The organism is Pseudomonas sp. PDM13, assembly GCF_025685765.1.
GTDB classification, from domain to species: domain Bacteria; phylum Pseudomonadota; class Gammaproteobacteria; order Pseudomonadales; family Pseudomonadaceae; genus Metapseudomonas; species Metapseudomonas solani.
On the sequence record NZ_JAOTQU010000006.1, the window covers coordinates 131,914 to 151,228 of the forward strand.

General features: G+C 63.4%; 24 protein-coding genes. 20 read left to right on the plus strand and 4 right to left on the minus strand.

What is annotated here, in order from left to right; translation table 11 throughout:
* Position 1 precedes the first annotated feature (1 nt).
* Complete coding sequence (locus tag OEJ36_RS08905; RefSeq protein ID WP_263401197.1) at positions 2–517, plus strand: hypothetical protein; 516 nt, start codon at positions 2–4, stop codon at positions 515–517.
* Positions 489–764 (plus strand): hypothetical protein, encoded by a 276-nt coding sequence (locus OEJ36_RS08910; RefSeq protein ID WP_263401198.1) that lies wholly within the window; start codon positions 489–491, stop codon positions 762–764. Before OEJ36_RS08905 ends, OEJ36_RS08910 begins: the two co-directional genes overlap by 29 nt.
* Here OEJ36_RS08910 and OEJ36_RS08915 read toward each other — a convergent pair.
* Complete coding sequence (locus OEJ36_RS08915; RefSeq protein WP_263401199.1) at positions 742–1,626, minus strand: hypothetical protein; 885 nt, start codon at positions 1,624–1,626, stop codon at positions 742–744. The genes OEJ36_RS08910 and OEJ36_RS08915 overlap by 23 nt on opposite strands.
* 90 nt (positions 1,627–1,716) lie before the next feature.
* Between OEJ36_RS08915 and OEJ36_RS08920 the strand changes: the two genes are divergently transcribed.
* Both OEJ36_RS08920 and OEJ36_RS08925 read left to right on the plus strand, forming a co-directional pair.
* The gene (locus OEJ36_RS08920; RefSeq protein WP_263401200.1) at positions 1,717–4,263 is read left to right on the plus strand and encodes a DNA methyltransferase; all 2,547 of its coding nucleotides are present in this window, start codon (positions 1,717–1,719) and stop codon (positions 4,261–4,263) included.
* A complete protein-coding gene (locus OEJ36_RS08925) occupies positions 4,260–6,209 on the plus strand; it encodes a DNA cytosine methyltransferase (protein WP_263401201.1) in 1,950 nt (649 codons plus the stop codon). The genes OEJ36_RS08920 and OEJ36_RS08925 overlap by 4 nt, the downstream gene beginning before the upstream one ends.
* A gap of 65 nt (positions 6,210–6,274) precedes the next feature.
* On the opposite strand, the gene OEJ36_RS08930 is transcribed toward OEJ36_RS08925, so the two are convergent.
* Positions 6,275–6,682: a hypothetical protein gene (locus OEJ36_RS08930; RefSeq protein WP_263401202.1), complete on the minus strand. Its 408-nt coding sequence runs from the start codon at positions 6,680–6,682 to the stop codon at positions 6,275–6,277.
* A gap of 137 nt (positions 6,683–6,819) precedes the next feature.
* On the opposite strand from OEJ36_RS08930, the gene OEJ36_RS08935 reads away from it, so the two are divergent.
* Both OEJ36_RS08935 and OEJ36_RS08940 read left to right on the plus strand, forming a co-directional pair.
* A complete protein-coding gene (locus OEJ36_RS08935; RefSeq protein ID WP_263401203.1) occupies positions 6,820–7,182 on the plus strand; it encodes a hypothetical protein in 363 nt (120 codons plus the stop codon).
* A complete protein-coding gene (locus OEJ36_RS08940; protein WP_263401204.1) occupies positions 7,179–8,939 on the plus strand; it encodes a DEAD/DEAH box helicase in 1,761 nt (586 codons plus the stop codon). The genes OEJ36_RS08935 and OEJ36_RS08940 overlap by 4 nt, the downstream gene beginning before the upstream one ends.
* Before the next feature lie 5 nt (positions 8,940–8,944).
* On the opposite strand, the gene OEJ36_RS08945 is transcribed toward OEJ36_RS08940, so the two are convergent.
* Positions 8,945–9,172, minus strand: a complete 228-nt coding sequence (locus OEJ36_RS08945; protein ID WP_263401205.1) for a hypothetical protein — start codon at positions 9,170–9,172, stop codon at positions 8,945–8,947.
* An 89-nt stretch (positions 9,173–9,261) separates the two neighbouring features.
* On the opposite strand from OEJ36_RS08945, the gene OEJ36_RS08950 reads away from it, so the two are divergent.
* The 14 genes from OEJ36_RS08950 to OEJ36_RS09015 all read left to right on the plus strand — a co-directional run bounded on the left by OEJ36_RS08950 (position 9,262) and on the right by OEJ36_RS09015 (position 18,199).
* On the plus strand, positions 9,262–9,588 hold the full coding sequence (locus OEJ36_RS08950) for a hypothetical protein (protein ID WP_263401206.1): 327 nt from the start codon (positions 9,262–9,264) through the stop codon (positions 9,586–9,588).
* A gap of 140 nt (positions 9,589–9,728) precedes the next feature.
* Entirely contained in the window at positions 9,729–10,055 is a 327-nt protein-coding gene (locus OEJ36_RS08955) for a DUF4406 domain-containing protein (RefSeq protein WP_263401207.1), read from the plus strand.
* The gene (locus tag OEJ36_RS08960) at positions 10,052–10,303 is read left to right on the plus strand and encodes a hypothetical protein (RefSeq protein ID WP_263401208.1); all 252 of its coding nucleotides are present in this window, start codon (positions 10,052–10,054) and stop codon (positions 10,301–10,303) included. The genes OEJ36_RS08955 and OEJ36_RS08960 overlap by 4 nt, the downstream gene beginning before the upstream one ends.
* A complete protein-coding gene (locus OEJ36_RS08965) occupies positions 10,296–10,931 on the plus strand; it encodes a hypothetical protein (RefSeq protein WP_263401209.1) in 636 nt (211 codons plus the stop codon). The genes OEJ36_RS08960 and OEJ36_RS08965 overlap by 8 nt, the downstream gene beginning before the upstream one ends.
* The gene (locus OEJ36_RS08970) at positions 10,928–11,140 is read left to right on the plus strand and encodes a hypothetical protein (RefSeq protein ID WP_263401210.1); all 213 of its coding nucleotides are present in this window, start codon (positions 10,928–10,930) and stop codon (positions 11,138–11,140) included. Before OEJ36_RS08965 ends, OEJ36_RS08970 begins: the two co-directional genes overlap by 4 nt.
* The gene (locus tag OEJ36_RS08975; protein ID WP_263401211.1) at positions 11,137–12,501 is read left to right on the plus strand and encodes a hypothetical protein; all 1,365 of its coding nucleotides are present in this window, start codon (positions 11,137–11,139) and stop codon (positions 12,499–12,501) included. The genes OEJ36_RS08970 and OEJ36_RS08975 overlap by 4 nt, the downstream gene beginning before the upstream one ends.
* Positions 12,502–12,682: 181 nt before the next feature.
* A complete protein-coding gene (locus tag OEJ36_RS08980) occupies positions 12,683–13,477 on the plus strand; it encodes a hypothetical protein (protein WP_263401212.1) in 795 nt (264 codons plus the stop codon).
* On the plus strand, positions 13,477–13,677 hold the full coding sequence (locus OEJ36_RS08985) for a hypothetical protein (protein ID WP_263401213.1): 201 nt from the start codon (positions 13,477–13,479) through the stop codon (positions 13,675–13,677). The genes OEJ36_RS08980 and OEJ36_RS08985 overlap by 1 nt, the downstream gene beginning before the upstream one ends.
* Positions 13,678–13,727: 50 nt before the next feature.
* Positions 13,728–14,060, plus strand: a complete 333-nt coding sequence (locus OEJ36_RS08990; protein WP_263401214.1) for a DUF4406 domain-containing protein — start codon at positions 13,728–13,730, stop codon at positions 14,058–14,060.
* The gene (locus OEJ36_RS08995) at positions 14,057–14,440 is read left to right on the plus strand and encodes a hypothetical protein (RefSeq protein WP_263401215.1); all 384 of its coding nucleotides are present in this window, start codon (positions 14,057–14,059) and stop codon (positions 14,438–14,440) included. Before OEJ36_RS08990 ends, OEJ36_RS08995 begins: the two co-directional genes overlap by 4 nt.
* Entirely contained in the window at positions 14,433–14,585 is a 153-nt protein-coding gene (locus OEJ36_RS09000) for a hypothetical protein (RefSeq protein ID WP_263401216.1), read from the plus strand. Before OEJ36_RS08995 ends, OEJ36_RS09000 begins: the two co-directional genes overlap by 8 nt.
* 238 nt (positions 14,586–14,823) lie before the next feature.
* A complete protein-coding gene (locus tag OEJ36_RS09005; RefSeq protein ID WP_263401217.1) occupies positions 14,824–15,996 on the plus strand; it encodes a site-specific integrase in 1,173 nt (390 codons plus the stop codon).
* A 179-nt stretch (positions 15,997–16,175) separates the two neighbouring features.
* Complete coding sequence (gene argF / locus OEJ36_RS09010) at positions 16,176–17,093, plus strand: ornithine carbamoyltransferase (RefSeq protein ID WP_263401218.1); 918 nt, start codon at positions 16,176–16,178, stop codon at positions 17,091–17,093.
* Positions 17,090–18,199, plus strand: coding sequence for an ABC transporter ATP-binding protein (locus tag OEJ36_RS09015; RefSeq protein WP_263401219.1), 1,110 nt, complete (start codon positions 17,090–17,092; stop codon positions 18,197–18,199). Before argF ends, OEJ36_RS09015 begins: the two co-directional genes overlap by 4 nt.
* Here the strand turns inward: OEJ36_RS09015 and OEJ36_RS09020 are convergent.
* Positions 18,181–19,251, minus strand: a complete 1,071-nt coding sequence (locus tag OEJ36_RS09020) for a sensor domain-containing diguanylate cyclase (RefSeq protein WP_263401220.1) — start codon at positions 19,249–19,251, stop codon at positions 18,181–18,183. The two genes, OEJ36_RS09015 and OEJ36_RS09020, sit on opposite strands and share 19 nt — an antisense overlap.
* Positions 19,252–19,315 lie beyond the last annotated feature (64 nt).

Sequence of the window (19,315 nt, forward strand, 5' to 3'; positions counted from 1 at the left end):
CATGCTCTCCTCCTCCGTGATCCGAAATCACTCGGACCAGGTGGCGCTGCTAGGCAGCGCCACCACCATCGACCCCATCAAGTTCCCGCGTCGCTACGAGCTGGCCATGCAGCGGCAGAAATTCGACTCCGAGCGGAAGAAGCCCAAGAAGGTCACGACCCTGGAGCGCCAGCGCCATGACCGGATGGGGCTGCTGAAGGAAGCGCGCCTGCTGTCACGCGACCACACGCTCACTCAGGCCGCCGAGGTCATGGGCGTCCAGCGCTGTCGCCTGGCTCGGATTGCGGAGGACTACAACCTCCAGTTCCTGCCAGGGCGAAACGAAGTCAGGGCAGAGCGCTTTGCCGCTGCTGCTGAACGAATCCGCGCATTCCTGGCGATCGGCATCACGCGCCGGCAAGCCATCATGCGCCTGGGCCTTGGCTACCGAACCTTCGGCCGAGTCTGCAAAGCGCATGACATCGACTATCCCGATACGGAGGCCAGCCATGGCGGCGAAGACAGCGGCCCAGCGTAAGGCCGAGCAGCGCGAGCGGGACAAGATGACCGAGGAGCAGCGCCTGGCGCGGCTCCTGTCCCGCCGCATCACCACCGACCTCTTCAAGGGTACCGACGCGATCCTGATCCGAGACATGGCCCGCGTCGGTATTGAGGAAGAGCAGGATTACATAACCCGGCTCATTCACGGCGCATCAAATCTTACCGACTCTGACTTAGAAGCCTTTCTTAATCAGATTCATACTAGCCAAGCTGAGAAGACCTAAGTGAAACTTGATAAAAGGTAACTCCAGCCTTACTAGCAATCTTAGCAAAATCACCTTCATTCAAAGGAGCCCTACTCATTACACTTATACTTTTCCTATCGGCAGCCGCAATATTCCTTCTTCTCACGGAACTGACCGATGGCAACGAAAGAATCCCCTGATGAAACAACTTTTCATCCTCAAAGTTACCGCCATAAGTTACAGTGTACTGATAATAAAGCAGACCACCAGTAACGTCATCGGTGATAGCTGGAGAGAGTCGCTCTGCCTTAAGCTCCAAAAGGGAAGACTCAATAAAGTCCATCTTTTCCATCAGGAGTGTTTGCGCATCATCTGTGCCAACTGCCTCCCTCAGAACTTTGTGCTCAGTAACCCTGTATACCGGATTATCCGGTTTCTCAGCTGCCATAGCCGACTGAATGGCTTCTGCGAGTCGAGGCTGCAAATCGACAACACCATGCATATCGTTGTCATAGAAGATTGTTCTTTCGTCTGAAATATCAAACGGAAGCCGGGTTCCTGAGACAGCCAGGACTACAACTGGACGACCTACACAATGCCTGACTGCGAGTTCATACATCACATTCGGGTTGAGCTCAGAAAGATTCGCCACAACCAATTCATCATCAAGGATATGTTCAATAACCTGACGCGTTATTGAGCCTTGAACAGATATTTCATGTGCAACATAGGTATCGAATCCTAACCCGGCTAGTACGGGTTTAATCACTGCCGATATCAGCCCATCAGCAGCCCGACGAGTCGGAGTGTTGTCTCCGCCAATCGGCGTTACAACAAAACACCTCTTGTTCGTATCTTCCACAGATTCCGCGGCTGCTTCTTTATTGGTTTTCCTACTCATTTCCGGCTCCTTCCGAACCATCCAAGCTCGCAACGAAGTGTATTCGGGGTGCCCCGCGCCATCAACTTGATATCAATACAGAGGGATTCGATGGAGTACTCCGACTTCCTGAAGCGCAAGGTATGCGTTGCGCCGTCGCTCGGCTTCGAGGTCGACCAGGCCCTGGTCAACCCTCGCATGAAGCCGCACTGCCAGGCGATCGTCCCCTGGCTGCTGGCCGGCGGGCGACGTGCTCTGTTCGCCTCCTTCGGCCTGCACAAGACGGTCATCCAGCTGGAAGCGGTCCGCCTGGCGGCAGAGCACGCCGGTGGCCGAGGCCTCATCACCATCCCGCTCGGTGTGCGCCAGGAGTTTCGCCGCGACGCCGTCGAACGCCTGGGCTGGAAGGAGCCGCCGCGCTTCATCCGCAGCATTGAGGAGGCCGACGCCACAGGCGTCTACCTGACCAACTACGAAACCGTGCGCGACGGGAAGTTGGACCCGCGCCACTTCGTGGCCACGAGCCTGGATGAGGCGGATTGCCTGCGAGGCTTCGGCAGCAAGACGTTCCGCGAGTTCATGCGGCTCTTCGCTGGCGACGATCGCCAGGCAGGCGTTCGCACTGAGGGCGTCCGGTACCGGTTCGTGGCCACCGCCACACCGTCTCCCAACGACTACATCGAACTGCTTGCCTATGCCGCCTACCTGGGGGTCATGGACGTGGGCGCCGCCAAGACCCGCTTCTTCAAGCGCAACAGCGAGAAGGCCGATCAGCTCAGCATCCACCCGCACAAGGAGGAGGAGTTCTGGCTGTGGGTCGCCAGTTGGGCCCTGTTCATCCAGAAGCCCAGCGACCTTGGCTTCAGCGATGACGGGTACCAGTTGCCCGAACTGGACCTGCACTGGCACGAGCTGCCCAGCGACCACAGCCAGGCCGGTACCGAAAAGGACGGCCAGGGTCGCCTGTTCCGCAACGCCGCGATCGGTGTGCAAGACGCCTCGAAGGTGAAACGCGACAGCCTGCCGGACCGTATCGAACGCCTGCAGCAGATCCGCGCAGAGGATCCGGACGCCCACCGGATCATCTGGCACGACCTCGAGGCCGAGCGTCACGCGATCGAGGCCGCAATTCCCGATGTGATCAGCGTCTACGGCTCCCAGATCCTGGACGAGCGGGAGCAACTGATCGTCGACTTCAGCGACGGCAAGTTCCCGGAGCTGGCCGCCAAGCCCGTTATCGCAGGCGCTGGCTGCAACTTCCAACGGCACTGCCACCAGGCCGTCTTCCTCGGTATCGGCTTCAAATTCCGTGACTTCATCCAGGCCGTCCACCGCATCCAGCGGTTCGGCCAGCTGCACCGCGTGCGCATCGACCTCATCTACACGGAGGCCGAGCGCGACATCCGCCGCCAACTGGAGCGGAAGTGGCAGCAGCACAACCTGCAGGCAGATCGAATGACCAAGATCATCCGCGACTTTGGCCTGGCACACGCTGCCATGGCCCAGCAGTTGGCGCGCTCCCTCGGCGTCGAGCGTGTCGAGGCGAAGGGCGAGCACTACACCGTGGTGAACAACGACTGCGTGCTGGAAACCCAGCGCATGCAGAGCGACAGCGTGCACCTGGTGGTGACCAGCATCCCCTTCGGCAACCAGTACGAGTACTCGCCAAGCTACAACGACTTCGGCCACACCGACGACAGCCAGCACTTCTGGGCCCAGATGGACTACCTGATCCCCGAACTGTACCGAGTACTTCAGCCCGGGCGCGTCGCCGCGATCCACGTGAAGGACCGGATCACGCCCAGCGGCATATCCGGCATGGGCTTCCAGGTGGTGCAGCCCTTCAGCGACGAATGCGTCGCCGCGTTCCGCAAGCACGGCTTTGGCTTTCTGGCTCGCAAGACCATCGTCACCGACGTGGTTCGCGAGAATGCTCAGACCTACCGCCTGGGCTGGACCGAGCAGTGCAAGGACGGCAGCCGCCAAGGCGCCGGCATGCCGGAATACATGCTGCTCTTCCGCAAGCCGCCGACCGATCGAAGCAACGGCTACGCCGACGTGCCGGTGGTGAAGAGCAAGGAGGAGTACACCCGCCCGCGCTGGCAGTTCGACGCCCACGGCTTCACCCGTTCCAGCGGCAACCGACCGCTGGCGCCACAGGATCTGGACGGGCTCGACCAGGCCGCCATCTTCCAGCGGTTCAAGGCGCACAGCCTCGAGCAGGTCTACGACTTCCGCCACGACGTGACGATCGCCGAGCACGTCGCCGAATCCGGCTGGCTGCCCAGCAGCTTCATGCTTCTCCAGCCGCAGAGCTGGCACCCGGACGTCTGGTCCGACATAACCCGCATGCTCACGCTGAACAGCACCCAGGCCGCCAAGGGCCGGGAGCAGCACATCTGCCCGCTGCAGTTCGACATCGTCGACCGCTGCATCGAACAGTTCAGCCAGAGAGGCGAGGTGGTCTACGACCCCTTCGGCGGCATCGGAACTACCCCCTACCGGGCCATCAAGCTCGGCCGCTTCGGTCGAGCCTGCGAGTTGTCCCCGCCCTACTTCCTGGACATGGCCGCCTATTGCGCCGCGATCTCGCGGGAGATGGCCATGCCTGACCTGTTCTCATTCCTCGACGCCGAGCAGAAGGAGTCCGCCGCATGACCTCCATGCAGAAGTCTGCCAATTTGGATTTCAAAACCCAGTACGGCCTGCCGCTGGACGAGGCCGACGACGCCATCATCGTCGACCTGTTCGCCGGCGGCGGTGGCGCCAGCACCGGCCTGGAGCTTGGCCTGGGCCGCCAGGTCGCGCTCGCGATCAACCACAACCCGGCGGCCATCAGCATGCACGAGGCCAACCACCCGCATGCCGACCACAAGCCGACCGATGTTTGGGGCATCGATCCCATTGAAAGCTCGCGCGGCAGGACGGTGGCCTGGCTGCACGCCTCGCCCGACTGCCGCCACCATAGCCAGGCCGCCGGCGGGCAACCGCGCAAGAAGGAAATCCGCGACCTGTCGTGGGTTGTCGTCAAGTGGGCTGGCAAGCTGCAGAAGTCCGGCCAGGGCCCTTGGGTGATCAGCCTGGAGAACGTCAAGCAGATCCTCCAATGGGGCCCCCTCATCGCCAAGCGCGATAAGGCCACCGGGCGCGTGGTCAAGGTCGACAAGAGTGTGGCCGCGCCCGGCGAACACGTTCCGCGCCATGAACAGTTTCTGGTGCCGGACCCGAAGCGCAAAGGGCGCACCTGGCGCCAGTTCGTCCAAACCCTGCGCGGCTTCGGCTACCAGGTCGAGTTCTGGGTGGAGCGCAACTGTGATTATGGCGATCCGACCACCCGCCAGCGGCTGTACATGATCGCGACCGCCGACGGCGTCATGCCGGAAGCGGCCGTAAAGACCCATGCGGCGAAACCTGCCAAGGGCCAGAAGTACCACCGCACTGCCGCTGAATGCATCGACTGGAGCGACCTGGGCCAGTCCATCCGCACCAGGAAGAAGCCGCTGGCCGAAGCGACGATGCGCCGCATCGCGAAGGGCATCGAGAAGGAGGTGCTGCAGCGCGCCCAGCCATTCATCGTCCCACTTACTCACCAGGGCGGCGACCGCTTGCACAGCCTCAGTGAGCCTTTCCGCACCATCACCGCAGCGAACCGGGGCGAGCTGGCACTGGCGGCTCCTGCCTTGGTCCAGGTGTGCTATGGCGAGCGCGAGGGCCAGGCACCGCGCGTGCTGAGCCTGGACAAGCCGCTGGGTACGGTCGTCGCCGGCGGCGTGAAGCACGCCATCGCCACCGCGTTCCTGGCCCAGGCGAACGGCGGCTACAACACCACCCACAGCAAAGCGGCAGACGCCCCGATCAGCACCATCACCAACAAGGGCAGCCAGCAGCAGTTGGTGACCGCCAACCTGGTGACCCTCCGCAAGGGCTCGCACAGCGCGCCAGCAGATGAACCGCTTGGAACGCAGACCACCAGCGACCACCACGGCCTGGTGGCCGCTCACCTGCTGCACCTGCGCGGCAACTGCGATTCGCGCGCCGCCGACGATCCCCTGCAGACGATCAGCGCCGGCGGCCAACACCACGGCCTGGTCAGTGCGCTGCTGGTGACGAACACCACTGGTCACGGCAGCACGCCAGCAGACCAGCCGTTGCCCACCGTCGCAACCGGCGGCCACCACATGCTGGTCTCGCCGGAGATGATCGCGGGCAGCCTCAGCCCCGAACAGCTCGACGGCGCAGTGTGGGTGGCAGCGTTCCTGATGAAGTACCACGGCATGGGCGAGAACATCCGCCCCTTGGACGAGCCGGCCAGCACGGTAACCACCAAGGACCGCCTGGCCCTGGTGACGGTCTGGATCAGCGGCGACCCCTACGTGATCGTGGATATCCGCCTGCGCATGCTGAAGCCGCGCGAGCTGTACCGCGCTCAAGGTTTTCCCGACACCTACATCATCGATCGCGGGCACGACGGCAAGCCGTTCACCCTGACGCAGCAGGTGCACATGTGCGGCAACAGCGTCAGCCCTGGAACGATGGCGGCTTTTGCCCGGGCCAACGATCCATGGAAGCGACGCCCACGCCCGCTCCAGGCAGCGGCTGCATGACCTGGTACAACCGCAGCTGGCAGCACATGCACCAGGTGCACCAGCAGGCCAAGGCCAGCGGCGGCTCAGTTCCCAGCAACGAAGAGGGCTATCACTGAAACGATGAGACTGAAAATGGAGATTGGAACCGCCAGCCCCTGGTTGGCGTTGAAGAACCGGAGGCTGCGCTTCAGCCAGCCCATATCAGCTTCTTCATAGCCTTCGGCCGTCAAGTAGTAGTTGACGCCCTCGTCATAGAAAATTAAGCCGTCGGCTCTAAGTTCCTTCATCACGTCAAGAAACAGGCTTCGGCGCACGTTGTCCTGAGACTCCATAAGCTCAGGCATCTTCTCGTGATAGGACTCCTGTGCCGTAATCAGCACCGGGAACTGCCGCAGGTTCCTGACACCGTGCCCGAACTCATCCACGTACTTCTCATAGATGAGCCTCAGCAGCTTCTGCTTCATGCCCTTCCCGATCTTCTTGGTGATCATCGTCCCTCTCCGTCGGCGTTGATGACCTTCGAAACTAACCCACCTGATTCCAGTTCGCCACCACGGCGAGAGGTCTCCCTATGCCCACAAATCAGCGGCCCGCGAACCTGAAAACGGGCGCACCATCCGAGTACCACATGCAGCTTTCGGCCCTGGCGCGCACGGTCGGTTCCTTCAACTACCGGTACGGCAGCGAAGTGCAGTTGCATGAGGCGCTGGCCGAAGTACTCGGCCTCGCCGGCTACAGCTTCGAACGCGAGCACGTGCTTGACGCGAAGAACCGTGCCGACTTCTGGCTGGATGGCCTGGTGATCGAGGTGAAGGTGGACGGCACACTGAGCGAGGCGCTGCGCCAGGTGGATCGCTACATCTCGTTGTCGCAGGTGAGAGGCGTCCTCCTGGCCAGCACCCAGCGCTGGGCATCCCAGCCACTGACGGATCGCCCCGCATGGCAGGGAAAGCCGTTCCAGATGGTGCGACTGGGGAGGCAGTCCCTATGACCGCCAAGAGCTACGGTGCGGTGGAGTTCAACGGCCGTGACTGGCGAGTGACTTGCGAGCCGCAGGTCAGGGCCAGGATGAAGCGCGTCTTTGCCCGGGTTTCCCAGGCGGCCGGCGACCACGTGATGCTGCTGGGAAGCCCGGAGAACAGCCGGGAGCTGCTCTGGTTCCTAGAGCGCTACCCGATGGACATGGAGGAGGATGTCGAGCAGGCGCTGCGCCACCTGGCCACCAAGCATGTCGAGATGGAGAACAGCCTGGCCGAGTTGCTGGCCGGCCGCCTGCCGATTCCGCCATTCGACCTGGCCAAGCCGCCACGGGATTACCAGAGGTTCGCCGGCGCGCAGCTGGAGATCCGGGGAGGCCTGCTGGTCGCCGACGACCTGGGCCTGGGCAAAACGGTGACGGGCATCTGCCCAATGTCGGTACCGGGCAATCTGCCGGCGGTGGTGGTCTACCCGGCGGCCCTGCCCAATCACTGGCCAGAGAAGCTTGCGGAGTTCGCGCCCAACCTGCGCGTGCATCACATTCGGAAGGGACAGCCCTACCCGCTGGTGAAGCAGCCGCGCCAACGCGTCACGGACCTCTGGGACAGGCTGCCCGACGTGATTCTGGTCAGCTACCACAAGCTGCGGGGGTGGGCAGAATCGCTTGGCGAGATCGTCCAGTACGCCGTGTTTGAGGAGTGCCAGCAGCTGCGCAACCCTGACTCGGAAATCCATCGCGCCTGCTGCTTCCTGGCCAGCCGGGCGCGACTGCGCATGGGACTCACGGCGACCCCGATCTACAACTACGGCGCAGAGTTCTTCCATGTGGTGAACCCTCTGCTGCCGGACGCCCTGGGCGGATATGACGAGTTCCTTCGGGAGTGGTGCATCGCTTCGAATGGCGACAAGCCCAGGCTGAAGGACGCCGAGCTCTTCGGGGCCTACCTCCGGCGTGAGGGGATCATGCTGCGACGCACCAGGAAGGAGGTCGGCCGGGAGCTGCCGGCGCTGTCGAAGATCCCGCACGAGATCGAATCCGACACTGCGGTGCTGTCCAAGATCACCGGCGACGCCGTAGCTCTCGCGCGTACCATCCTGGCGGAGAACGAACGGCACCGCGGCGAGAAAATGCGCGCCGCCGGCGAGTTCGACCAGCTCGTGCGCCAGGCGACTGGCGTCGCGAAGGCACCGTATGTGGCTGAGTTCGTGCGCCTCCTCCTGGAGAGCGGTCAGCAGGTGCTGCTCTTCGGGTGGCACCGTGAGGTCTATGGGATATGGAGAGAGAAGCTGGCTCAGTTCAACCCGGTGATGTACACGGGAACCGAGTCCCCCCGCGAGAAACAAGCGTCGAAGGACGCCTTCATGTCGGGGGCCAGCAAGCTGATGCTCATCAGTCTCCGCGCTGGCGCCGGCATCGACGGCCTGCAGCACGTCTGCAGCACCGTGGTGTTCGGGGAGCTGGACTGGTCACCAGGTGTTCACGAGCAGTGCATCGGCCGTGTACACCGGGACGGCCAAGGCGAGCCCGTCATGGCGTACTTCCTGATCGCCGACGAGGGTAGCGACCCGATCGTCTCCGACGTGCTGGGCGTGAAGCGCGAGCAGATCGAAGGCGTTCGCAATCCCGGGGAGCACCTGGTGGAGCGCCGAGACATCGGGGAGAACCAGTTGCGGATGTTGGCCCAGAGATTCCTCAGGGAGCAGGGCCAGCAGGTACCTGTCGCAACCAAGCCCACGCCGATCGGCCAGCAGCTGTTCGAACTGACCTGATCAAGCTAGCGGCGCTTCCCTTGCTCAAAGCATCCAGGAACGCACCACACGCCTCGCTTTTTGCCTTTGCCTTTCTTGGCTGTCTTGGCCTTGCGCTTCCGGCCCTCCCCCTTCCGATAGAAGCCCGCCAGGGCTTCCTCCGGAGTGACGGCAAATTCCGCTGATACGCCGGGAATCTGGGGGCGCTTGATGCGCTCCATCACTTCGCGCTGCTTCTGCAGTTTCGACTTCATTGCTGGCTCCCTCCGTGGACGACCAGCCAAACCTACCCCACACCGACACAGACCGCCACCTGCCAGGTGGGGATGAAGGAGAGCACACAATGAAAATGGCTCGGGCCAGCGAACAGGACCTGCAAGTCGCCAACGAGGTGGCGCAGTTCATTGAGGATCTGCTCAAGGGCTACATGCCCGAGTGCATTTCAAAGGGTGAAGACGGGTACGAGTACTTCATGATCGAGGAGCCCGATGACTGTCAGCGGGCCCTGCGGAAGCTGCTGGAGATCGCGGATCGGGGCTCGCTGTTCAGGGTTACGTTCGGGATGTCGGTGCTACTCGGGGCTGACCGGCTCCTCGATCCCAACGACGATTGCTTGGCGCTCCACCCCCAGATCGCCAGTCTGCTCAACAATCTGGCGCCAACACCGTGATGGTCACGATCTACTGCCGCACCAGCGGCCAGCCAGTTTCTCTGTGCACGTGCCTCCGCTGTAGGCCGGCGCTGAATCCCCAACACCAGTAACCCACTCCACATCAATCAACTCTGCGCACCGCGCCGGAGGGACACACCATGCGCCGAATCTACCTGGCAGGCCCGATGACTGGGCTCCCCGAGCTGAATTTCCCCGCCTTCCACGCAGAGGCTGCACGCTTGCGCGCCCTTGGCTTCGACGTGGTCAACCCGGCCGAGATCAACCCCGAACCGAACGCCTGCTGGCGCGCCTGCATGAAGGCTGACATCCGGGAGCTCGTGACCTGCGACACCATCGCCCTGCTGCCGAACTGGAGCAAATCGCGCGGCGCAAAGCTCGAGCACCACATCGCCTGCGAACTCGGAATCATCCGCGTCAACGCTGAAGACATCCGGGAACGTGCCCGGGAGGCGGTACCTGCATGAGCGCTTTCCGCGTAGGGGGCTTGGCGCTGACTCTGGTCGAGGATGTGATCCCTACAGGGTCAGTCGTGACCCTGGCAAAACGCATCGAGACTGGTGATCGGGTCGACCGTGACTTCATCGCCCCGAGCCCGGGCTGGTTCGTGATCCACGAAACGCTGGTCAAGCCCATTGCGTACGCGGACCCCGAGCTGATGCCACTTCGGGGTGACGCTCAGCCGGAGCAGCAGAAGGAGATGCACGATGCGTGAGCTACCAGCGTTATTCAAAGGCCAGATGGTCCGCGGACTCCTCGATGACAGCAAAGGCGTTACGCGTCGCGTGATGGGGCCTCCGCCAGTTCTTGAGGAACGGTTCTGGAGGTTCGGCGGCGCCGGCTGGCCCGATCGCATCACCTCCGTCACTCCGGTGGCAGGCCACACCCTGGCGGAGGCCTGCCCCTACGGACGGCCCGGCGATCGCTTGTGGGTGCGCGAAGCCTGGGCGGCAGACGCGCAGCTTGATTCGATCGCACCGCGAGACCTGAGCCAGGGTGAACCGATCTTCTATCCAGCTGATGGCGTGGTACGGCAGGCCGGGTGCGCCATGATCAATCGGGGGAGGCTACGCCCCTCGATCCACATGCCGCGCTGGGTCTCACGCATCTTGCTGGAGGTAACCGCCGTACGCGTGGAGCGCCTGCAAGACATCACCGAAGCACAGGCCATAGCCGAAGGCATTCTCCGCGATGGCGAGGGCTGGAGAGGCTACGAGGGTGGCCCCTGGTTAGCCTGCCCCATCGCAGCATTCCGCAGTCTGTGGGAACACATCAACGGTGCTGGCAGCTGGGACGCCAACCCTTGGGTCTGGGTCGTCGAGTTTCGCCGGGTGACGCCATGAGCGGCCTGATGAAGTCCGCCTTCCAGATCCGCACCGACGCCCTGTGCCCTCCCCCGCGCACCCGGTACCGCAACCGCTTCACCAGACGTTTCTACCTGCTCATCGCCGACGACGGAGCCCAGTGCGAGCTGCAGGGCATAGACCGACGATCCACCTACGCCAGCCGCGACGCGCTGGCCAACCATGAGATATGGGAGCGGATTCCATGAGTGAAATCACCCGCGGCATCATGGAGATGCCCTACGAAATGGCCATGCAGTCAGAGGTATCCCGCCTCCAGTTCTGGAACTGCGCTCGGGAAATCTGGCAGAAAATCCAGGCCACCATCCCTCCAGCTGCGCAGGTGCATGTGGAGCAGCCGGAGGTGGTTGGCGTCCGTTATCAAGCCCATGGCGCGGGCTGGGAGTTGATGGATGAAAGCCCGTTTGCGGATGGACGACAGAACTGGAAGCAAGGCGGCGAAGAGCTTCAAGCTCTGATGACCGTCGCCCAGCACGAGCGCATCGTGGCAGCGCTGAGCGCCAACAATCAGCGCGTGGTCCCGCTTGAGCCGCTTCTGGCAAAGCGGCATCCGCTGGAGAGCCAAGAAGCATTCGAGGCCTGGTTTGCACAGTCTGGTTTGACCAAGTTCAAGGACACTGCCCTTGCTGGATGGCAAGCACGCGCCGCACTCTCCGCCCCGCCTGCTGCTGGGGTGCCGCTCGATGATCCACGCGGCGAGTTCCGAGGATGGTTTGAGGGCTGGGTGCTGGAGAACGAACACCCGGGGTATGGCTGGCTCGGCGAAGGCTCGCTCGACCAGGGGGATACCCCGAACAGCTACGCAGATCAGTACGTCCACGGCGCCTGGGTGATGGCGATGCACCTGTCCGTGGAGATCAAGCGGGCGCAGTTCCACAGCCACCTCCATCTGCAGCGCGCCAAGCTCGCAGAGTCTGCCACCCCCACCCCACCTGCTGCTGGGGTGCCGGAGGATTGTGTTGAGCCGTATGGATGGGTTGCGGCCGGCCGCTTCTTCCTCGACCGGGATCAAGCGGTCGAGGCGGCGGAGAAGACTCCCTGCGTCGAGGTCTACTCTCGCCCCCAAATGCTCGCCACGTCCCCCACCCCGCCTGCATCCGAACCGTGGCGCTGCCAACACTGCAACAGCGAGACCGCCCAGGCTTGCCGAGACGGCGGGTGCTTCGGCGTTGACGCAGAGCCTGCATCCGAACAGCAGCAGGCATGGCCGAAGGACCAGGATGTCGGCCGCTTCGGCGATATGAGCCAGTCAGCACACCTCCGCGTCGGGCTCGATGCTGACAATGACGTCTATGTCAGCGTCTACGACGAGGACGGAGGAGCGGCCGTAGAGTTCTGCGTTCCAGGCAGCGGCGGCGGGAGGTCAGGAGAGACCCGCAGAGCTCTGATTGCCCTGATGGTCGCCATGGCCAAGGACAACGAGTCCGCGCCGGACCGAGACTGGTGGGCGAATCGTGGCGGCCCGGCATCGACGAGCCAGGGCGACGACCCGCACCTGGCAGGTGTAAACCAGGGGGTAACTGAGGCGGGGAATGGGGGTGATGTGTGAATGAATTGCTCAAGCCGTGCCATTGCGGACACGACGGCAAGCTGATGGGCATGTGCCACAAAGAAGGCTTTCTAAGCCTGACCTGCCCGATCTGCAACCGCACAGTAGAGGCCTTATCCACAACAGGACTCATCGCTGAATGGCAGAAGCCAACATCCACCCCGCCCCAGGAGAACGACCGATGAGCGATGTGAAAAAAGCCGAACTGCGGCGTGCTGCTGAAGCCGCTCCAAAAGGTGAGTGGACATTTGATTGCGCTGTTCCAGATCGGCACTTTTGCGCCCAGGTATGGGATTCGGAAGGCAAGGACTTGGCTGTTCTTGCCGCAACAGAGGCGGGAAGTTACGCAGCTCAGCACATCGCTGCAGCCAACCCATCCGCCGTCCTGTCCCTTCTCGACGACTACGACGCCCTGCTTGCCAAGTTCGATCAAGCATGGAAGTCCGCCAGCAGTGAGTCGCACGCCTGGGCGCGAGAGTATGAGGCGCGCATGCTGGTCATGGCAGAGCGCGACCAGCTCCGCGCCGAGCTCGCCGCGATCAGGGGGCAGGAGGCCGAGGACAGCGAAACGGTCCGGCGCATCTGTGATCTGTTCGGCATCGGATCAAAGGCGCGCACTCAGGCTGCGATCATGGTCTGCGTGGAGAATACCCACAAGTTCGCCGAGATGCTGGACGCAATCGAGGCGGAGTTTTTCATGGTGCCTGGCGAGATCGACCCTGACTACCCGGACGACCAGCCCTACGATTGCCTAGTGAATCGCTGGGCCAGCACGAAGGCGCAGTACGTCGAGCAGTTCCGGGATGCACTCCGCGCCCTCCCACCCCAGCAGCCCGACGCGGTCAGCGTGCCGAGGGAGTTGCTGGAACGCCTAACCTGGCCCGTTCTCACCGGAAGCGACTGGCAGACTTTCATAGAGGCGCAGAAGGAACTCCGCGCCCTCCTCTCCACCCGCCAGGCTGAGGAGGGGGAGTGATGGATACCACGAAGCAGATCGCTGTGGACGAATACGCAACGGCACGAATGGCAAGGCGCGCCATTCTTGCTGAAGTGGTTGCGTCAGCGGCACGGCATGCCGGTCAATCACTCTTCAGCACAAACGATAGAAGCTCGCGCAAGAAAGACCGCAAGGCCCGCATGCGCGAACTCCAGCGCAAAGCCTTCCTCGGCAAGTAACCCCCTACCCCACCACAGCCTGCCGGCATATCCGGCGGGGAGGATCTCCTATGCACAAAATCTACGTGTGCGGGCCGCTGAGCGGGCTGCCCAACGAACAGCGTCCGGCCCTCACCGAGGAAGCGGAAAGGCTGGCAGGCCTCGGCTACCAGCCTTTCGACCCCAACGACCTCTGCATCGATCGCATCAGCGCGGGTCTTCGCTTCCGCGGGCGCTTCCAGGCCTTGTCGGACTGCGACACCCTGGCGCTGTTGCAGGGATGGTCCGAGTGCGCCCTGGCGTTACTCGAGCGCGCCAACGCCATCCGTCTCGGGTTGCGAGTCATCGCGGCCAAGGCCATCACCGAGCCCTACCAGGAATCGCTCGAATCGGGTGCAGCATGAGCCGCACCCTGGGAGAGATCGTCGAGGCCTGCCGGGCGGGCGAGCGGCCTGAGTACGACGACCTGCGCCTGGCCGTGTGCTGCCTGGACATCATGGGCACGTTCGACCGCCAGGCCATGGACAAGCTCGCCGAGGCCGAGCGGGAAGCGAAGCGGCCGTTCATGCTGACCAGCGCCGTGTGGCAGCAGGAAGAGCGCCACAGCAGGTTGAAACGGATGCTCGCCAAGACGCCGTGCGAGGTACTTGGCGCCAGCTACAACCCGGATGACCCGGAGGTGCAGAAGCGCCGGGCGGCAAGCGCTCGCATCCTGCAGGCGGCGCTGGAAGGGAAGCTCCCCACCCAGCGCGGCACGGCCGCCAAGGGGGCTCAGGATGCGTGAGCATTTCTGGCACCACCTGATCCTGGTCCTCTTCATGGCCGCCATCTTCAGCTTCTGGCTGATGGTGAAGGGTCAATGCGAGGACTTCGGCGGGACCCTGGTCCGCGGCTTCGGCACCTGGGAGTGCATCATCCCTCGCCGCTAACCCCACTCATCACCCGCCGGCGGCGCCGGCCGGGAGGGCTTATGTCTGCTCACAACCTCAACCCAGTTCCGGCCTCTGCCGACCAGGACGTCGACAAGGTCTTGGAGAGCAAGCTCGCCGAGCTGGTCGGCACCACCGCGAAAGCCCTGGCCCGCAAGCGCGAGAAGGGCGTCATTCCCGTCGGCGTCTGGCAGAAGGTCGATGGCCGGATCATGTACAGCAAAAGGAGATATGACGAATGGCTCGAAAGCCTGTGGCGCTCCCCGAGGGCGTCGAGATCGTCGGCAGCACCATCCGAATCCGATTCACCTGGGGAACCCGTCGCTGCGAAACGCTCGATCTCCCCGCGACGGCCACGGGGATCGCCGCGGCCTCAAATCTTCGTTCTCGTGTAAAGCAGCTCATCAAGCTGAATGGGATGACCGACGAGAAGTACCTGGAGTTCTTCCCCAAGACCAGCTACCTGCTGCCGAAGTTGGTGCCGCTGTTTGGCGAGTACGCCCAGACCTGGCTCAACAGCCTGGACATCGTCGACAGCACCCGTCGCAACTACCGCAGCACGCTCAACAACTACTGGATGCCGCACCTGGGAGGAACACGCATCGACGAGATTTCGGCCACGGACATACGCAACATCGTGGCCAAGACGAAGTGGAGGTCACCAGGGGTTCGCCGGGCGGCGCGCGACATCCTGGCGAGTGTGTTCGAGACAGCCATGATCGACGGGCTGCTGAAGGTCAACCCCGTCAAGGCCATCAAGCGCCAGCGCCTGCAGCAGAGGATCGTCGACCCGCTGACGCGCGAAGAGGCCGAGCGACTGGTCAGCCACCTCTACGAGACCCTGGTGGGATCGCTGAGGATCTACGCTGCCTATTTCGAGTTCGCGTTGTTCACGGGGATGCGCCCGGGGGAGATCATGGGCTTGAGGTGGGATGAGGTAGACGAGGTGGCCGGCACGGTGCACGTGTGCCGCCTGGTGGTGGACGGGGAGATTGTCGTGAGGGTCAAGACGAAGAAGAACCGCTTCGTCCTGCTGAACGATCGGGCGCGCAATGCGCTTCGGGAGGCGGCGGTGCTGACCAGGCATCGCAGCCGGCATGTCTTCGCACCGACGGTGATGAATGGCGATTCCGACTGGATCAGGTCGGAGAGCACGCCGAAGGAGTATTTCCTACCGGCGCTGGCGGCGCTGGGAATACGCCGGCGGCGGCAGTACGACTGCCGGCATACCTACGCCACGATGTGCATCATGTCGGGCATGAACGTGGCTTTCATTGCTAACCAGCTTGGCCACAGTGTACAAATGCTGCTCACCACGTACGCCAAGTGGATCAACTCCGGCATGGACGTGGCTGAAATGCAGAAGCTCAATGCGCAGCCGATTGGTACAGAATTGGTACGAGCAATTTAGCGAAAACCCTGCAAGCCCCGCAGTATCTGGCACAGGTTGGCAGACTGCGACATTTCCTTATAAGATCGCGCCTCCCCCTATTTCGTCGCCCCGTGCGGCTTAGCCCGCCGGTCCCTCCGCTTTTCCCTGAAAAAACCGACCAGGACCCGCGGCCAGAGGCAATAAAAAGGTAGTCAGCAATGAGCGCAAGGCATTTTCTCTCCCTGATGGATTGCACCCCCCAGGAGCTGAGCAGCCTGATCCGTCGAGCCATCGAGCTGAAGGACCTGCGTCACCGAGGCGTACCCTACGAGCCCCTGAAAAGCCGCGTGCTGGGCATGATCTTCGAGAAGGCCTCCACCCGTACCCGCCTCTCCTTCGAGGCCGGGATGATCCAGCTCGGCGGCCAGGCGATCTTCCTCTCGCCCCGCGACACCCAACTGGGCCGTGGCGAGCCGATCAGCGATTGCGCCATCGTCATGTCGCGCATGCTCGATGCGGTGATGATCCGTACCTTCGCCCACAGCAAGCTGGTGGAGTTCGCCGAGAATTCCCGCGTGCCGGTGATCAACGGTCTCTCCGACGACCTGCACCCCTGCCAGCTGCTGGCCGATATGCAGACCTTCCAGGAACACCGCGGCGCCATCCAGGGCAAGACCGTGGCCTGGATCGGCGACGGCAACAACATGTGCAACACCTATATAGAAGCGGCGATCCAGTTCGACTTCCGCCTCAACGTCGCCTGCCCGGAAGGCTTCGAGCCCAACCCGGCGTTCCTCGCCCAGGCCGGCGACCGCGTGCAGGTACTGCGTGACCCGCGCGAAGCGGTACGTGGCGCCCACCTGGTAAGCACCGACGTGTGGACTTCCATGGGCCAGGAAGAAGAGACCGCGCGGCGCCTGGCGCTGTTCAAGCCCTACCAGGTGAACCAGGCGCTGCTTGCGCTGGCCGATGAAGCGGTTATCTTCATGCACTGCCTGCCGGCGCACCGGGGCGAGGAAATCAGCATGGACCTGCTCGACGACCCCCGTTCCGTGGCCTGGGACCAGGCAGAAAACCGCCTGCATGCGCAAAAGGCGCTGCTGGAATTCCTCGTCGAACACGCGTCCCGAGCATGAGCCACGAACTGCTTCTAAACCTGCGCAACCTGAGCTGCGGCTACCAGGACCAGCGCGTCGTACAGAACCTCAACCTGCACCTCAACGCCGGCGACATCGGTTGCCTGCTGGGGCCGTCGGGTTGCGGCAAGACCACCACCCTGCGCGCCATCGCCGGTTTCGAGCCGGTGTTCGAAGGCGAAATCGAGCTGGCGGGCGAAGTGATCTCCAAGGCCGGCTTCACCCTGGCCCCGGAAAAACGCCGCATCGGCATGGTGTTCCAGGACTACGCGCTGTTCCCCCACCTCACCGTGGAAGAGAACGTCGCCTTCGGCATCCGCAAGCACCCCGAGCGTGAGCGCATCACCGGTGAGCTGCTGGAGCTGGTCAAGCTCGGCCAACTGGCCAAGCGCTACCCCAACGAACTCTCCGGCGGCCAGCAGCAACGCGTCTCCCTGGCCCGCGCCCTGGCCCCCGAGCCGGCGCTGCTGCTGCTCGACGAGCCCTTCTCCAACCTCGATGGCGAGCTGCGCCGTCGCCTCAGCCTCGAGGTGCGCGACATCCTCAAGGCCCGTGGCACCAGCGCCGTGCTGGTCACCCACGACCAGGAAGAAGCCTTTGCGGTAAGCGACCAGGTCGGCGTGTTCAACAACGGCAACCTGGAGCAGTGGGACACCCCCTACAACCTCTACCACGAGCCGGCGACCCCCTTCGTCGCCAGCTTCGTCGGCCAGGGCTACTTCATCCGTGGCCAGCAGGTGTGCCCGGACACGGTGCAGACCGAGCTCGGCGTGATCCGTGGCAACCGCGCCTACGCCTGGCCGGAAGGCAGTGCGGTGGACGTGCTGCTGCGCCCCGACGACATCGTCCCGGCGCCCGAGGGTGAGCTCAAGGCCCTGGTGACCGGCAAGACCTTCCTCGGTGCCGCCACCCTGTACCGCCTGCAACTGCCCACCGGCACCCAGCTGGAAGCCATCTTCCCCAGCCACGCCGACCACCAGCCCGGCCAGCACGTGGGCATCCGCGTGGCCGCCGATCACCTGGTGGTGTTCCCCGCCCATGGCAGCGTCGCCACTCAGGCCGCGATGCAGGACGAGGGCGTGCGCCGCTACAGCACCGCGAGCTGATCGCGGCCGCTGTGCTTGGCCTCGTACAGCGCCATATCGACCCGTAGCAGGCTCTCCTCCCAGGATTCGCCGGGCCGATAGGCGCTGACCCCCAGGGACAGCGTCAGCTTCAACCCCGGGCATTCGTCCCAGTGCGCCGCACGCACCTTGGCCTGCAAGCGCTCCAGCATCACCTCGGCCCCCGCCTCGTTGGTGCGCGAGAGCACCAGCAGGAACTCCTCGCCCCCCAGCCGCGCGACGAAGTCCACATCCCGCACCGACTCCTGCAGCATCTTCGACAGCTGGCGCAGCACCGCGTCGCCACAGCCGTGGCCATAGCGATCGTTGACGTTCTTGAAGTAGTCCAGGTCCACCAGGCACAACACGAAGCCGTAGTCGCCACGATCGGCCAGGGCTTTCTGCTGGGCGAGGATCTCCTTGGTGAAGCGACGGTTGTAGAGGCCCGTGAGCTCGTCGGTGATGGCCAGCTTCTGGATGCTCTCCAGGGCCAGGCGCAAGTCGTTGTTGCGCTGCATCAGGCTGCGCCGCAAGCCGTTCATCTCCAGGGAGAGCAGGCCAACGCCGGTCAGCAGCACGAAGAACTCCACCGCCTGGATCGCCTCGCTGTGCAGGTCCAGCTCCCGGCCCGAGGCGACCAGCGAGCTGATCAGCAACGCGTAACACACGGCGGTCAGCAGGATCACCAGCAGGAAGCCGCGCAACAGCAGGCGGAAGGTGCCGAACATCAGCACCAGCAGCACCGTCATCAGGAACAGCAGGCGCAGCTCGCCGGCATGGTAGGCGGTGGCGAAGATCACGCAGATGGCCCAGCCCATCAGCGGCAGCGTCAGGCTGGGGTCGTGAAAGCGCAGGTTGAGGTTACTGCGCACCAGCCCGAGGAAGGCCAGGCAACTGAACCCCACCAGGCCCGTGAGCAGCAGCATGCCGCCCAGTTCCAGGCCCAGGTAGCCGGCGGCATAGGCCGACCAGCACAACAGCAGGTACAGCAGCGATGCACCGCTGGCCAGCAAGATCCTTCGCAGGCGCAGCAGCTGATGTCGGGAGGGCTGCATGGGCTCCCCTTCTATAACGATGAATGGCCGGGAGTATAGACAGGCGTCAGCAACTCGCCGCCAG